The sequence below is a fragment of the Salinimonas lutimaris genome (assembly GCF_005222225.1).
GTDB lineage: Bacteria > Pseudomonadota > Gammaproteobacteria > Enterobacterales > Alteromonadaceae > Alteromonas > Alteromonas lutimaris.
This window is the reverse complement of sequence record NZ_CP036536.1, coordinates 3,473,119-3,487,589: the sequence shown is the minus strand read 5'-3', so window position 1 is coordinate 3,487,589 and position 14,471 is coordinate 3,473,119. Positions and strand designations below refer to the sequence as shown.

The window sequence follows — 14,471 nt, the reverse complement described above, 5'->3', positions numbered from 1 at the left end:
GATGAACGTAGAAATTTTCCTGGGCGTTGGCATGTTCATTGTCATCGTACTGGCCCTGGTTTTCATCATCATGTTTGCCAAGTCTAAACTGGTACCAACAGGTGATGTAACCATTACAATCAATAACGACCCTGACAAAGCTATTACCACTCAGCCGGGTGGCAAGCTTCTGGGGGCATTGGCAGATGCAGGTATCTTTGTATCTTCTGCTTGTGGTGGTGGTGGCTCTTGTGGTCAGTGTCGTGTGGATATCAACGAAGGTGGTGGTGAAATTCTGCCAACTGAGCTGGACCACATCACTAAGCGTGAAGCCCGCGAAGGCTGCCGTCTGTCTTGTCAGGTAGCGGTTAAGCAGGATATGGATATCGAACTGCCTGAAGAAGTATTCGGTATCAAGAAATGGGATTGTGAGGTTATTTCAAATAATAACCAGGCAACCTTTATCAAAGAACTGAAACTGAAGATTCCAAATGGCGAGAGCGTTCCGTTCCGTGCCGGTGGTTATATTCAGATTGAAGCGCCTGCTCACCATGTTAAGTACAAAGACTACGATATTCCTAAAGAGTATCACGGTGACTGGGAACGTTTCGGCTTCTTTGATATCGAATCTAAAGTAGATGAAGAAACGATCCGTGCTTATTCCATGGCTAACTACCCGGAAGAAGAAGGCATTATTATGCTGAACGTGCGTATTGCTACGCCGCCGCCTAATAATCTGAGCCTGCCTGCCGGTAGGATGTCATCGTACATCTGGAGCCTGAAAGAAGGTGATAAAGCCACTATCTCTGGCCCGTTCGGTGAGTTCTTTGCGAAAGAAACTGACAACGAAATGGTGTTTGTAGGTGGTGGTGCTGGTATGGCGCCAATGCGTTCACACATCTTTGACCAGCTGCGTCGACTGAACACTGATCGCAAGATCAGCTTCTGGTACGGTGCCCGTTCATTACGCGAAATGTTCTACACCGAAGATTTTGATGAACTGGCTGCAGAAAATGATAACTTCCAGTGGCATGTTGCTCTGTCTGATCCTCAGCCAGAAGACAACTGGGAAGGTTACACAGGATTCATTCACCAGGTTCTGCTGGAGAATTACCTGAAAGACCACCCTGCACCGGAAGATTGTGAGTTCTACATGTGCGGTCCTCCTATGATGAACGCCGCGGTCATTAACATGCTTAAAGACCTGGGTGTAGAAGACGAAAACATCATGCTGGATGACTTTGGTGGCTAACCACCAGATAAAGTAAAATACGAAAGGGGCGTTCACGCCCCTTTTTTTGATTGTCTGACAGGAGTGCGCGTGATTACACAAACACGTACAGTGTTATTTGCACTGTTTACACTTTGCTGGCTTACCGCATGTAGTGGTGACAAAGAGCCTGTAGTTCATTTACATGGTGAAACCATGGGAACCACTTATAATGTAAAATATGTGGTGGGAAAAGAAGGCAAAATTAACGGGCTGCAGCAGGAGATTGATGCAGACCTGGTGCATATTAACAAGTTGATGAGCACCTATGATCCAGAGTCAGAACTCTCCCGATTTAATCAGAATCGTTTCACTGACCCGGTGAAGCTGTCGCCCGAGACAACAAAAGTTGTCAAAGAAGCCTTACGCTTAGGTAAGTTAAGCGATGGGGTTTTGGATATCACGGTGGGTCCTCTGGTAAACTTATGGGGCTTTGGTCCGAATAAGCGTCCTGAGGTGATTCCTACTGATAGTGAGATAGCCGATGTGCGCGACTATGTGGGTCTGGACAAGCTGTCCCTGACTGACCAGGGGCTGCAGAAGACGCATCCCATGTTATATGTGGATTTGTCCACCATCGCCAAAGGCTACGGCGTTGATCAGGTAGCAGGAATACTTGAAAAGCACGATATTCATGACTATCTGGTAGAGATTGGCGGTGAAATGCGGGTGAAAGGTCAGCGAGGCGATGGGACTCCATGGCTGATTGCCATTGAAAAGCCGGTGTCCTCTGAGCGGGCTGTACAAAAAATTCTGTCGGTCGGCACCAATGCGGTGGCAACATCCGGTGATTACCGTAATTATTATGAAGAAGACGGTGTGCGGTATTCTCATTTGATAGACCCACGCACAGGTAAGCCCATTCAGCATAAGCTGGTGGCGGTCACCGTCGTAGATCCATCCTCCATGACTGCTGATGGCATGGCCACGGCGCTAATTGTTATGGGATGGGATGCTGCTATTAAGTTGGCAGAAAAAGAAGATTTAGCGGTGTTATTAATTCGTCATCATGACGGTGAGTTTGAGGAATATACGTCACCGGCCTTTGATGAAACCGTCGATATTCGAAACTAACCAGGTGGTAATATGAGTACCTTTATATTGGCTTTTGTGTTTTTCCTGGCGATGGTGTTAGCCATGGCTGTGGGATACATGGTACAGCGTAAAACGATCTCCGGCAGTTGCGGCGGTCTTGGTGCGCTGGGCATTGAAAAAGCCTGTGACTGTCCTGAACCTTGCGACCGCAAGAAGCAGCGACAGGATAAAGAAGCCGCTCGCGAGCGTAAGCTTGCTGAGTGGAAAGAGAACCAGATTCTCTGAATAATAAAGCGGAGCCTCAGGGCTTCGTTTTTGTTTGTCCTTATCAATTATAATTTTATATAAAATAGACAACTGTCTATTTCGCTTATTTTTTTGTATTTTTGGTAAAAAACAGTTCCGCTTCGGGGCCGCTCCGGCGTAAAATCCCTGCAATATTGACTGGTTTACTTGGTAAAACAACCAGCAATGATATCAATTGGTTAGTCATGGATACGGTTTAAATTATGACGAGAATACCTGAGATGCCTAATGAAGCTGCACGCCTACAGGCTTTACATGAACTGAAAATACTGGATACCCCGCCAGAACAGCGCTTTGATGAAATTACTCGCCGGGCGCAGCAGGAATTCAACTGTAAAACAGTGCTGATCAGTCTGGTCGGCGAAGATCGGCAGTGGTTTAAATCAAAGCAGGGTATGGACAAACAGGAAACCCCGCGCAACATTTCTTTTTGCACTTATGCTATTGCCGAAGAAGAATATTTGATTGTGCCGGATGCCCATAGGGATTTTAGGTTTAAAAATAATAAGCTGGTCAAAGGCCCGCCGTTTATTCGCTCATATGCCGGCGTCATTTTGTATTCCCCGGATGGCTACGAACTGGGGACATTCTGTTTGCTGCATGACGAGCCCCGTGATTACACCACGGCGGATATAACCCGTATTAAACAATACGCCCGTCTGGTTGAACACGAACTGGCGCTATCCCCTGAATTCGGCCGCGGTTAGTTCTCACCGACTCGCAGGCTGTATGTATGCTGTCAGCAGCGCATCTGCTGACAGTACTCTTAATAAAAATCTGCTGCTATTTGCTGTTAATCTGCGTCTGAGCCGGTAAAATACTGTCCATGTATACAGTTGACGAGGCCGCTGGTGCGCAAAATCATTCATGTTGATATGGACTGCTTCTACGCCGCCGTGGAGATGCGGGATAACCCTGCGCTGACTCACGTACCGCTGGCGATTGGTGGGAGTTCCAAACAACGTGGGGTGATCTCAACCTGTAATTATCCTGCCCGTAAATATGGTGTACGTTCGGCGATGGCTACCGCTTATGCCATGCGCCTGTGTCCGGATCTGGTGCTGGTGAAAGGGCGCATGGATGTGTATACCCGAGAGTCGCACAAGATTCGGGAAATATTCAATGATTATACCGACCTGATAGAGCCCTTATCACTGGATGAAGCGTACCTGGATGTGTCCGGCTCCAATCAGTTTGGTGGCAGTGCGACATTGATAGCAGAAGATATCCGTCGCCGTATTAAACAGGAATTGGGGCTGACCGCGTCGGCCGGGGTTGCCTCATGTAAATTTGTGGCCAAAGTGGCCAGTGATGAAAACAAACCCGACGGGATCTGTGTAGTCACACCGGATAAGCAGGACGAGTTTGTCCGGTCAATGACGCTGGGTAAAATCCCCGGCGTAGGCAAGGTCACCATGCAAAAGCTGCAGCGTATGGGTCTGGCAACCTGTGAGGATGTGCGTCAGTATCCGTTTGAGCGGCTGCAAAAAGAGCTGGGAAAATTTGGCAGTGTGCTGTGGGATCGGGCCCACGGTGTGGATGAACGACCGGTTAATGTCTCCCGGGAACGTAAATCCATCGGCGTAGAACGAACATTATCGCAAGATATTCTCACCCTGGACGAATGCCGGGAATTTTTGCCCACCCTGATGGAAAAGTTGCGGGAGCGGATCAGCAATCATGAGCAAAAGCACACTAAAGGTAAAGCTCTGCGCATCCGTACTCAGGGGGTAAAACTTAAATTCAGCGACTTTCAGTTAACCACGGTTGAGCACCGGCATCATAAACTCGACGAACACTATTTTGCCCAGTTACTGGAAGAAGCCTGGCAACGCGGCAATAACCGGGGCGTCAGATTAATTGGTTTGCATATCGGCCTGGCCGAGCCAACGCCGGTACAACAACTTACCCTACCATTGGAGGATCCATGACAGTATCTATCAAGCCTGGTCTGTACGAACACTACAAAGGTGCGATGTACGAGGTTTACGAAGTGGCGACACACAGTGAAGAAGAAACCGCACTGGTGGTCTACCGCCCCTGCTATGGGGAACAGGCGCTTTGGGTCAGGCCCCTGGCGATGTTTACTGAAACCGTAGAGAAAGACGGTCAGACGCTGCCGCGTTTTCGCTATACAGATCCGCTGCCTGAGGGAGCGGGACTCATCCGTTAAAAGTGATCTGTTTAAAAAATAATCTCATAATGGAGTTGTCGGAATAACAATAAAACAGGAACTCCAATGAAAAAAATACTTTATGGCGCACTGGTGGCGCTGGCCGCTGCGGCCGGGCCAGGGCAGGCACAAAATGACTTTGCCGATGTCGAGATAAAAGATACACCGCTGCGTGGTGCTGTGCATATGCTTCAGGGGGCGGGCGGCAATATAGGGGTATCGGCCGGGTCCGACGGAATTTTAATTATTGATGATGAATTTGAGCCACTGGCGGAAAAGATCTCTGCTGCGCTGGGCTCGCTGGGGCAAGAAAAACCAAAATTTATCATCAATACCCATTTTCATGGCGATCACACCGGGGCCAACGCCTGGTTTCATGAACACAGCGACAGCACTATACTGGCCCACGACAATGTGCGGGTAAGGCTGGCATCAGACAGTAAAGTGCGCGATGCCGCACTGCCGGTGATTACCTTCGCTAATGGTATTACCATGCACTTCAATGACGAAACCCTGCATATTTTCCATCTGCCTAATGGCCATACGGATGGCGATGCGGTGGTGTGGTTTGAACAGCCCAATGTGCTGCACACCGGGGATCTGTTCTTTAACGAGCGTTTTCCGTTTATTGACCTTAAATCCGGTGGTTCAGTTGATGGGTATATCAAATCGGTTAAAACCCTGCTGGGTAAAGTGAATGCCAAGACAATCATTGTACCTGGGCACGGGCCACTGAGTGACAAAACCCAGTATGAAGGCTTTCTGGCTATGATTGAAGAAACCAAAGCCTTTGTGGATAAACATAAAGCTGACGGGAAAAGCGCTGAGGATATCGTAAAAGCCGGCCTGCCGGAGAAATGGAAATCCTGGAGCTGGTCTTTCATTAATGAAGAAAAATGGATAAACACCCTGTATAACGGGTAGTGTGGTAGTAAACGATATATTGAACGGGGGCACAGGCTCCCGTTTTTGTTTTTAAGGGTGGTGTATGAAGTGGGTTGCAGGCGTGATTGTCGGGCTGATTATTTTGCTCGCTGGAGTGGTTTACGGGGTAAACCGGGCACTGGTGGTGATACCGGATAACACCGCAAGCTCGCCGCAGTATCAGAATAATAAATTTGTGAATCCCACGCCCATTGTGGATGGTGGTATCGGCACGTTTATCACTATTTTAAAGCGCAGTATAACTGAAGAGCGCCTGGCTCCGGTGCCCGCCGGTCCGTTGCCTGTTGATAGCATCACCACGGCGCAGCTTGAAGCATTGAGCCCAGACACTATTCACTTTGTAAAGCTGGGTCACTCCACTATCCTGCTTAAAGTATTTGGTGAGTACTGGCTGACCGACCCTATGTTTGGCCAGCGTGCGTCGCCTTTTTCATTTATGGGGCCAAAGCGCTTTGCGGCGCCGGCCATGACGATTGCCCAGTTACCGCCGATTGACCGTGTACTGCTGTCGCATAATCATTATGATCATCTGGATAAAGACAGCATTATTGCCTTGCAGGACAAGACAAAACATTTTTATGTACCGTTGGGCGTGGCTGCGCAGTTGACTCAATGGGGCATTAATCCGGCAAAAGTGGAAGAGCTCGACTGGCACGACAGTCGGGCTGTCACTCATGGCAAGGTGACGCTGACCCCGTCGCATCATTTTTCCGGCCGGGGCTTAACCGATCGCAATCAGACCCTGTGGGGCTCCTGGAGTATCGAAGTACAGGGCAAACGGGTATTTTTCAGTGGCGATTCAGGTTACTTTGACGGCTTTAAGCAGATTGGTCAGCAGTACGGACCTTTTGACCTGGTATTTATGGAAAATGGCGCCTACAGCACCAGCTGGCCAGAAGTGCATATGTTTCCGGCGCAAAGCGTGCAGGCGTTTAAAGATTTACAGGGACGTTACCTGGTGCCCATTCATAACAGTACCTTTGACTTAGCATTTCACGACTGGGATGCACCGCTTAACAAGATTAGCCAGCGAGCTGAACAGCAGCAGGTTACGCTGCTCACCCCGCGTTTTGGCCAGATTATGTCGCTCGATGCCCCGGCCAGAACAACCCGTTGGTGGACTCAGGTACAATAGTTAATCTGTGCCGGCCGCATAGACCTTTTCGCCCGCCACCCAGGTTTCCAGCACCCGGGTCTTCCATATATCCTGAGGGCGTACCGAAAAGATATCCTGATCGACCAGAATAAAGTCGGCCCATTTGCCGGGGGTCAGGGTGCCCAGGGTATCTTCCATGTGCGCAGCATAAGCGGCATCGATGGTAAAGCCCCGAAATGCCTGTTCCACTGACATCGCTTCGTGTGCATACCAGCCTTTAACCGGCTGATTATCACGGTCCTGGCGAGTCACCGCGGCGTGAATACCATAAAACGGGTTGGCCAGCTCCACCGGAAAGTCTGAGCCCAGCGGCATGGCAATGCCGGATTTTAACAGGGTTTGCCAGGCATAGGCGCCTGCCATCCGGTCTTTGCCTAACCGGTCCTCGGCCATATTTTTATCGCTGGTGGCATGGGTCGGCTGCATAGAGGGTAATACCTGTAACCGGGCAAACCGGGGCAAATCTTGTGGGGCAATCACCTGGGCATGCTCAATCCGGTTGCGTAAAGACTGCCCGCCGGTACTTTCAAACGTTTTTTCAAACTGGTTCAGTACCAGATGATTGGCCTTGTCGCCTATTGCATGTACGTTAAGCTGAAAACCCGCGCCCAGAACCTGTTCAAACAAAGCGGGAAACTCTGTTGCCGGGGTTAGCAGCAAACCATGCTGATGCGGCGCATCACTGTATGGTTCAAGCAGGGCGGCGCCACGACTTCCCAGCGCGCCATCGCCAAAAGCTTTAACACTGTTGATAAACAAAAAATCATCAGCACTGCGTATCGGGCCGTTGTCCAGCAGATAAGGCAGGTCCGGGTCGGTTGCCCGGAGCATCGCGTAAATGCGAACCGGCAGCGCCTGTTCAGCCGCCCGGGCCAGGTAAAAGTCGTACTCCTGATGAGTAATGCCGGCATCATGCATGCCGGTAATGCCCTGTTCCAGCAAATGGTCTGATGCAGCGCTAAGCTGACGGGACAACTGGGCCGCGTCCGGCGCAGGCATCACCTGCTGCATCAGATTCATGGCATTATCAATCAGCACCCCGGTGGGGTTACCCTGGTCATCTTTGACTATTTCACCGCCCTCAGGCGACGGCGTGTTCTTGTCTATACCGGCCAGCTGTAACGCTTTGCTGTTAGCCCAGCCGGCATGTACATCGACCCGGGCCAGCCAGACCGGCCGGTCTGACACCACCTCATCAAGCGTTTGTGCTGTGGGGAAGGCCCGGTCGGACCATAATTCCTGATTCCAGCCGCTACCGGTTATCCAGACCTGTTGCGGGTTGGCCAGCGCGAAAGCGGCCACCTGTTCAGCCGCCTTCTGGCTGCTGGTGGTGCCGCGCAAGTCCACCTCCAGCAAACTGCTACCCAGTCCCAGTAAATGCCCGTGTGCGTCGGTCAGCCCGGGTAACATGACCTGTCCCTGACCATCCATCACTCGGGTATCGCTGTGTTTATCAAGCGGCTGATCCAGCCCGACAACCTTGCCATCACTGATGTGCAGGGTAGAAAATGTGGTTAACTTGCCCTGTGGCGTCAGGGTATATCCTTTTACATTGGTATAAACCATCTCATCCGCTGCCAGCGCGGTGGCTGACAGACCTGATAGCAAGGCTGCGCTGAGCAGCAGGGCCAGTTTTTTCATGGTTATTGTTCCGGGTTGGTGATCACTGGAGGCTGCAGCAGATAATCCTGCGCCCATATTTTTTGCATGCTGGTAGCGCTGATATTGCCGCCTGAGAGCATCACCAGCGCTGTGCCCGGGGTCGGGTTTTCCACCGCCCAGGCGGTCACCGCGGCCATGGTCATCGCACAGGTAGGTTCAATATGTAGTTTCAGTAAGTGCTGAAGCCACTGCGTCCAGTAAGCTATCTGCACTTCATTGACCTCGTAAAAATCGTCCAGCTGCTGTAAAAATTCAAAGGTCTGTACACCGACGCTGGGCGTTGCAGCACCGTCAGCCAGCGTATCGGGAGTGCCGGTCAGTTGCTCAATTACACCACTTTGTAACGACATAGCTGCGTCATTGGCCTGCTCGGGCTCAGCGCCGATCACTTTGGCCTCAGGTTGTAAATGCCGGGTGGCCAGTAAGGTGCCACTGAGCAAACCGCCACCGCCACACGGGGCAAATACCGCATCAACCGGCCCGGCATCTTCCAGTGCTTCGAGCGCTGCGGTGCCTTGACCGGCAATAATATCAGCATGATCAAATGGTGGGATCCACAAGGTGCTTTCTTCCTGCGCCGCCAGTTTAATGGCTTCATCGGCCTGCGGACGGGTGTCGAACAATTCCAACTGTGCGCCATAGCTGCGGGTAGCCGCGGCTTTAACCGGCGAGATACTACGGGCGGCATAAATGGTCACCGGCAACTGGTACATACTGGCTGCCTGCGCTACGGCCTGGGCATGATTACCTGAGCTGTTGGCCACTACGCGCCGGGGCAAACGATTTTCTTCGGCGCATCTGGCCAGCATATTCAGGGCGCCACGCAATTTAAAGGCGCCCACGGTCTGTAGGCACTCTGCCTTAAATAAAATGCGGTGACCCAGCCACTTGTTGAGCAAGGTCGACTCAACAATGGGGGTGCGTTTGACCTTACCCTGAAGACGCTGCATAGCAGCCTGGATATCGGAAAAAGCGGGAGGCGTCATACCGTTCGGGTTCCTTTTAAATCTGTTGTGGGCTTTACCTTAGCATTGTCGTCGATTGCGAGCGAGTGCTTCGCAAAGATGCGCCTGATGCCAGGCACAGAGTATCTGTAAAGGGCTGTAAAAATATGGTGATTAGCAAAAAGGCGACTGGCCAGACTGGTCAGAAAGTGGCTACTATAGGCAGGATTGATTAACAATAAGGATAAACCAATGGGATTGTTAGATGCTTTGATGGGCAACGCCAGTGAAGTGGATGTAGCAGAGGTTGAAGAGCAGTTGGCACCGGTAATGGGAGACAATGAAACCCTGACGACGGCTTACCGGTTGGTGCGGGATCTGATTGTTTTCACCTCAGGCCGGGTGATTATTATCGATAAGCAGGGGATCAGCGGGCGCAAGGTTAGCTATTTGTCTATTCCGTACAAGTCGATCACCCAGTTTGTGGTAGAAACCGCCGGCCATTTTGATATGGATTCAGAGCTGAAAATCTGGGTGTCCGGACAGGATGCGCCGGTGGAAGTTGAGCTGAGTAAAAATGCGGCCGCAGGCGTTCAGAAAACGCTGGCAAACCGTTTATTCTGATAAAAAACAGCCCGCAAAAGCGGGCTGTCTGGTTTTACTCGAAGGTTAAAACACCACCGAAACAGAAGCAGTACATACCGATGTACCGGCTTCACAAACCTGGTATTGATAGCTACCACCGCCTTTTACATTCAGGCTGTCTGTATACGCGCCATCATTGGCTGTGGTGACCGCCAGATTTCCGTTACGGTAAATATCCACCTGTGAACCAGAGGCATTCAGCCAGTTCAGATCCACCGCCTGGGTGCCTTTGACCTTATAGCCGGAGGCCGTTAGTTGCAGTTCCCCGCTAGGCTCACCACCGGTATCGCCACCATCACCGCCTGCGCACGATTGTTGTGCCAGGTAATCGGCTGCTGCTTTGGCCTGCACAATACCATAACCAAAGTAAACATCTTTGCCGTTGGCGCCGGCATCCAGAGCGGTTGCTTTAAAGGCCGCCCGGACATCTTCACCAGAGCAGGCCGGGTAGTTTGACCAGACCAGTGCGGCCAGACCAGCCACAGCCGGGGTCGCCATCGATGTGCCGCTCATCAGACCATAATCTGAAGTACCGACACGAATATCGACCGTCGCGGCATCCAGCATTGTCTGGCGGTCTTCCTGCGCCACACCTACCGCAGGAATTGAGGTATCGTTGGTGTCGCCCAGTGTGGCGTAAAGCATGCCTGGCTCATTGTTAATGATAACAGCGCCAATGCCGCCTGACAGCTCACAGTTTTTCACCTTGTCATAAAAACTAATAGAGCCCCGGTCAATCAGACAAACCTTGCCACTGGCATTATTGTCGGTTGTATCGGCTATGCCCATAAAATAGGTCTGACCGCTGGCATCACCACTGTTTTCCATTGATGAGGAGGCTAAAAATGCCCCGTCAGCGGATAACGCGGAAGTGGTGGCCATGCCAGCCGGATAGGTTGAAAGCGTATCCACACCACCGGCAGTGGCTTCCACACAGATGGTCTCATCTTCGGTTACCCGCTTGCCTCGTCCTGTGGTACAAGACGGATACTGGGAAAAGTCAGCAATATTGTTGTCAGCGTCGTTAGCGCCAATCATCATGACAGCCGGATAGCCGGCCGGATAAGAGCGCACAGAGTTACCATCGTTACCGGCAGCGGCAACGGCCAGACCGCCGGCGTTTTTAAAGTTAATAAAGGCGTTTTCTTCGGTGCTGTTTGCACCACCGCCACCCAGGCTCATGTTGATGATATTGGCGCCTGCCTGCTGACATAACTGAGCTGCACGGGCCAGATCAGAGGAGTAACCCCAGCCTTCAGCATTAAATACTTTAATAACGTGCATATCCACACCTGGTGCCATACCCACCACACCAATGCCGTTATCAGCGGCACCGATAGTACCGGCAACGTGGGTACCGTGAGGACCGCCATTTTCAAACCAGTTGCCGGTACCCGGATCATTGTCACCGGTGATGGCTGACCAGTTAAAGTCAGGGTTAGAACTGTCCAGACCCGAGTCGATGACACAGACTTTCATGCCGGCATTGCTGTCAAAGGTGACCTGATCAGCCTGAGACTGATACACCGCATAGGGGGTTACCTGGCTGGTCATCGGGTCGCCGGCATCATCACTGTAAAGGGCGGATGCAAAACGACGTTCATCTGCTTCAATCAGTTTAATATTAGGGTTGTTTAATAATCCTTTTACCTGCTCAAGTGATTTTCCGCTAAATGTGGCAGCAACAAAGCCGTCCGCATCTACCTTTATCTCACCGCCGGCCTGCCTGGCCAGAGCTTTAACAATACCCTTGCTGTTGTTATCTACCTGAATAATGTAGCGCTCATCCGCAGCGGTTGCGGAAAAAGTCAGGGCTACCAGGCTTGCAGCTAAAGTTGGTTTTATTGTTTTATTAAACATAGTTTTCCTTTTCCTGCTCTGTCGTGCAGGTATTACTTGTTGTATTACACGCCTGCCTTGCTGACTTTCACGTCAGTCTTTTACTGCCACAGGCATGTTGAAGCCGTGCGCTTCGATAATTAACTTATCGCACTTTGTAAGGAAAATGTATTGTTTTTTGCGTTGAATGTGTAGCGAATGTGCAGAAATTTGCCGAGAAGTAGACGAAAGTATACACGGGATGAAAAGTGCTTTTATCCCGTGTACTTAGCGGTATTTTGATATTACGGTTTTAACGTACGATCAAAAAAGTTGGTGATGGTTTTATACAGGTGAATGCCGGTTTGTTTACCCCGAATACTGTGTTTCTTACCCGGGTAGTCCATGCTGTCAAAGGGAATGGCCATATCCTGCAGATGTTTATACAAACGGGTACTGTGAGTGAACAGCACGTTGTCGTCGGCCATACCGTGATAAATCAGCAGATCGCCTTTTAAGTCCTTGGCATACGGAAACACAGACGATGCTGTGTAGGCGTCATCATCGGTCTGAGGGTTACCCATATAGCGCTCTGTATAGTGCGTATCATACAAACGCCAGTCGGTGACCGGTGCACCTGACACGCCGGCAGCAAAATAATCCCCGGCTTTGAACATGCTCATCAGGGTCATGTAACCGCCATAACTATGGCCGTGCACGCCAATCCGGTTGGCATCGACATAGTCCAGACCACGCAGGAATTTAACACCTTCTACCTGATCATCCACCTCGATGGTGCCCATCTTTTTATAGATAGGATCTTCAAACGCCTTACCCCGGTAGTTAGACCCGCGGTTGTCGATAGAAAATACCACATAGCCCTGGCTGGCCCAGTACTGCATTAACAGCCCGCGGTTGCCGCCCCAGCTGTTGGTGACCACCTGCGCGTGCGGCCCCCCATACAGATACACAATGGCCGGGCGTTTGGTGCTGGTATCAGCTGGCTTGTATAAGCGGTAATAAAGGGTTGCGCCGTCCGGGGTTTCAAGCGTGCCGAATTCCGGTTTAATCATTTGCTGCTGATAGGCATACAAAGGGTGCTGTTTATCAACCTTGTTTTCTTCCAGCCAGGTTATTTGTTTACCATCAGCCTGATGCAGGCTGACTTGCTGTGGGTGCATGGCGGTAGAGAACTGATCAATATAAATGGAGGCATCTTTGGCAAAGCTGACAGAATGAAAACCATCACGCTGGGAGATTCGGGTAATCTTGCCACCGGCCAGCGGGACACTGTACAGATGACGCTCTAAAGGCGTATCTTTACGACCGGTAAAATAAACCAGGCCAGCGTTTTCATCAATCGCCTCAACACTGTCCACCACCCAGTCACCCTGGGTTAGCTGACGCTGCATTTTACCTTTGCGGTTAAACACATACAGATGTTTGAACCCATCACGCTCTGATGCCCAGATGAAGTCATCAGAAGTGGTTAGAAAGTGCAGGTCATCGTGCAGATTCACCCAGGTATCACTGCTTTCGCTAAGCAATACCGACTGCTGTTGAGACGTAATATCATAACCGCGTAATTCGAGCGCCTGCTGGTCACGACTTTGCCACTGGTAAGTAAATACCTTGCTATCAGGCATCCACTGGCCACGGGCCAGATAAATATCCTTGTTGTCACCCAAATCGACCCACTGACGCTGGCCATTGCCAATTTGCTGAATAGCCAGCTCTACCTGAACATTGGGGTTGCCGGCTTTAGGGTAACGCTGCTCGATCATTTTAATATCGTCAGCATAAATTTCTGAACGGGTGATCACCTCAACCGGACTTTCATCCACTTTGGTAAATGCAATATAGCGCTCATCCGGCGACCACCAGTAGCCGGTCATCCGGCTCATCTCTTCCTGGGCAACAAATTCGGCCATCCCGAACTTAATATTATCGCCGCCTTCGGTGGTAATGGCTTTTTCTTCTCCGGTACTGATGTTTTTCACAAACAGGTTCTGATCGCGGATAAAAGAAATGAAATTGCCTTTAGGAGACAGTCTGATATCTGTCTCAAAGGTGTCCGTATTTAACAGACGTTTGGCACCTTTTTGCCCCAGCTGGTGGTAATACACATCACCGCCTAACGGAAATAACAGGGCCTGACCATCCTGCGACCACTGATAACTGACAATACCGCTGCCAGACAGGCGCATACGCTCCCGGCGAGCTTTTTCTTCATCAGACAGCTCCTGACCGGTTGCATCTAAACTGTCAGAATCAAACAGCATCTGGGTTTTTCCCGAGGCAATATTGTATTCCCACAGATCCAGCTTTTCGTAATCGGTGTCTTTTCCTTGCAGAAAAGTCACTCGCTGTCCGTCCGGAGATACTTTAAGATTACGAGGTGCGGTACCATCTAGCGATGGTGATTCAAAAATTCGTTCGATGGTAAGAGAGTCTGCCGATGCGGCGCTGCTGAGCATAAGGGCTCCAATCATTAACGCTTTTTTCATTATTATCTACGCTTTTGAGGCTGTGGATGGT

13 protein-coding genes are annotated in these 14,471 nt (G+C 50.7%); 9 read left to right on the top strand and 4 right to left on the bottom strand.

From position 1 onward, the window contains the following. Position 1 precedes the first annotated feature (1 nt). The 8 genes from nqrF to EZV72_RS15350 all read left to right on the top strand — a co-directional run bounded on the left by nqrF (position 2) and on the right by EZV72_RS15350 (position 6,843). Entirely contained in the window at positions 2–1,231 is a 1,230-nt protein-coding gene (gene nqrF / locus EZV72_RS15385; protein WP_137168062.1) for an NADH:ubiquinone reductase (Na(+)-transporting) subunit F, read from the top strand. 72 nt (positions 1,232–1,303) lie between these two features. Continuing rightward, complete coding sequence (locus EZV72_RS15380) at positions 1,304–2,323, top strand: FAD:protein FMN transferase (RefSeq protein ID WP_408640847.1); 1,020 nt, start codon at positions 1,304–1,306, stop codon at positions 2,321–2,323. 12 nt (positions 2,324–2,335) lie between these two features. After that, the gene (gene nqrM / locus EZV72_RS15375; RefSeq protein ID WP_137168061.1) at positions 2,336–2,569 is read left to right on the top strand and encodes a (Na+)-NQR maturation NqrM; all 234 of its coding nucleotides are present in this window, start codon (positions 2,336–2,338) and stop codon (positions 2,567–2,569) included. Positions 2,570–2,793: 224 nt separating this feature from the next. Beyond that, complete coding sequence (locus tag EZV72_RS15370) at positions 2,794–3,297, top strand: GAF domain-containing protein (protein ID WP_137168060.1); 504 nt, start codon at positions 2,794–2,796, stop codon at positions 3,295–3,297. A 144-nt stretch (positions 3,298–3,441) separates the two neighbouring features. Next, the gene (dinB, locus tag EZV72_RS15365) at positions 3,442–4,521 is read left to right on the top strand and encodes a DNA polymerase IV (protein ID WP_137168059.1); all 1,080 of its coding nucleotides are present in this window, start codon (positions 3,442–3,444) and stop codon (positions 4,519–4,521) included. After that, positions 4,518–4,763 carry a DUF1653 domain-containing protein gene (locus EZV72_RS15360; RefSeq protein WP_137168058.1) on the top strand — a complete coding sequence of 82 codons (246 nt, stop codon included), beginning with the start codon at positions 4,518–4,520 and terminating at the stop codon, positions 4,761–4,763. Before dinB ends, EZV72_RS15360 begins: the two co-directional genes overlap by 4 nt. Before the next feature lie 66 nt (positions 4,764–4,829). Continuing rightward, positions 4,830–5,687, top strand: coding sequence for an MBL fold metallo-hydrolase (locus EZV72_RS15355; protein ID WP_137168057.1), 858 nt, complete (start codon positions 4,830–4,832; stop codon positions 5,685–5,687). A 64-nt stretch (positions 5,688–5,751) separates the two neighbouring features. After that, the gene (locus EZV72_RS15350) at positions 5,752–6,843 is read left to right on the top strand and encodes an MBL fold metallo-hydrolase (RefSeq protein ID WP_137168056.1); all 1,092 of its coding nucleotides are present in this window, start codon (positions 5,752–5,754) and stop codon (positions 6,841–6,843) included. On the opposite strand, the gene EZV72_RS15345 is transcribed toward EZV72_RS15350, so the two are convergent. Further along, positions 6,844–8,505 (bottom strand): amidohydrolase, encoded by a 1,662-nt coding sequence (locus EZV72_RS15345; RefSeq protein ID WP_137168055.1) that lies wholly within the window; start codon positions 8,503–8,505, stop codon positions 6,844–6,846. It lies immediately after the preceding gene. A gap of 2 nt (positions 8,506–8,507) precedes the next feature. Further along, a complete protein-coding gene (locus EZV72_RS15340; RefSeq protein ID WP_137168054.1) occupies positions 8,508–9,512 on the bottom strand; it encodes a serine/threonine dehydratase in 1,005 nt (334 codons plus the stop codon). A gap of 210 nt (positions 9,513–9,722) precedes the next feature. On the opposite strand from EZV72_RS15340, the gene EZV72_RS15335 reads away from it, so the two are divergent. Continuing rightward, positions 9,723–10,094 carry a PH domain-containing protein gene (locus tag EZV72_RS15335; protein WP_137168053.1) on the top strand — a complete coding sequence of 124 codons (372 nt, stop codon included), beginning with the start codon at positions 9,723–9,725 and terminating at the stop codon, positions 10,092–10,094. Between the two features lie 45 nt (positions 10,095–10,139). Here the strand turns inward: EZV72_RS15335 and EZV72_RS15330 are convergent, their stop codons facing one another. Together EZV72_RS15330 and EZV72_RS15325 are read right to left on the bottom strand one after the other, a co-directional pair. Continuing rightward, on the bottom strand, positions 10,140–11,975 hold the full coding sequence (locus EZV72_RS15330; protein ID WP_137168052.1) for a S8 family serine peptidase: 1,836 nt from the start codon (positions 11,973–11,975) through the stop codon (positions 10,140–10,142). A gap of 263 nt (positions 11,976–12,238) precedes the next feature. Next, a complete protein-coding gene (locus EZV72_RS15325) occupies positions 12,239–14,440 on the bottom strand; it encodes a S9 family peptidase (RefSeq protein WP_137168051.1) in 2,202 nt (733 codons plus the stop codon). Positions 14,441–14,471 lie beyond the last annotated feature (31 nt).

Bases quoted from the DNA above. Each gene is read 5' to 3' on its own strand.
- EZV72_RS15345 (WP_137168055.1), bottom strand. From the start codon at position 8,505: ATGAAAAAACTGGCCCTGCTGCTCAGCGCAGCCTTGCTATCAGGTCTG.
- EZV72_RS15370 (WP_137168060.1), top strand. From the start codon at position 2,794: ATGACGAGAATACCTGAGATGCCTAATGAAGCTGCACGCCTACAGGCT.
- EZV72_RS15330 (WP_137168052.1), bottom strand. From the start codon at position 11,975: ATGTTTAATAAAACAATAAAACCAACTTTAGCTGCAAGCCTGGTAGCC.
- EZV72_RS15355 (WP_137168057.1), top strand. From the start codon at position 4,830: ATGAAAAAAATACTTTATGGCGCACTGGTGGCGCTGGCCGCTGCGGCC.
- EZV72_RS15335 (WP_137168053.1), top strand. From the start codon at position 9,723: ATGGGATTGTTAGATGCTTTGATGGGCAACGCCAGTGAAGTGGATGTA.
- EZV72_RS15340 (WP_137168054.1), bottom strand. From the start codon at position 9,512: ATGACGCCTCCCGCTTTTTCCGATATCCAGGCTGCTATGCAGCGTCTT.
- EZV72_RS15360 (WP_137168058.1), top strand. From the start codon at position 4,518: ATGACAGTATCTATCAAGCCTGGTCTGTACGAACACTACAAAGGTGCG.
- nqrF (WP_137168062.1), top strand. From the start codon at position 2: ATGAACGTAGAAATTTTCCTGGGCGTTGGCATGTTCATTGTCATCGTA.
- nqrM (WP_137168061.1), top strand. From the start codon at position 2,336: ATGAGTACCTTTATATTGGCTTTTGTGTTTTTCCTGGCGATGGTGTTA.
- EZV72_RS15325 (WP_137168051.1), bottom strand. From the start codon at position 14,440: ATGAAAAAAGCGTTAATGATTGGAGCCCTTATGCTCAGCAGCGCCGCA.
- EZV72_RS15350 (WP_137168056.1), top strand. From the start codon at position 5,752: ATGAAGTGGGTTGCAGGCGTGATTGTCGGGCTGATTATTTTGCTCGCT.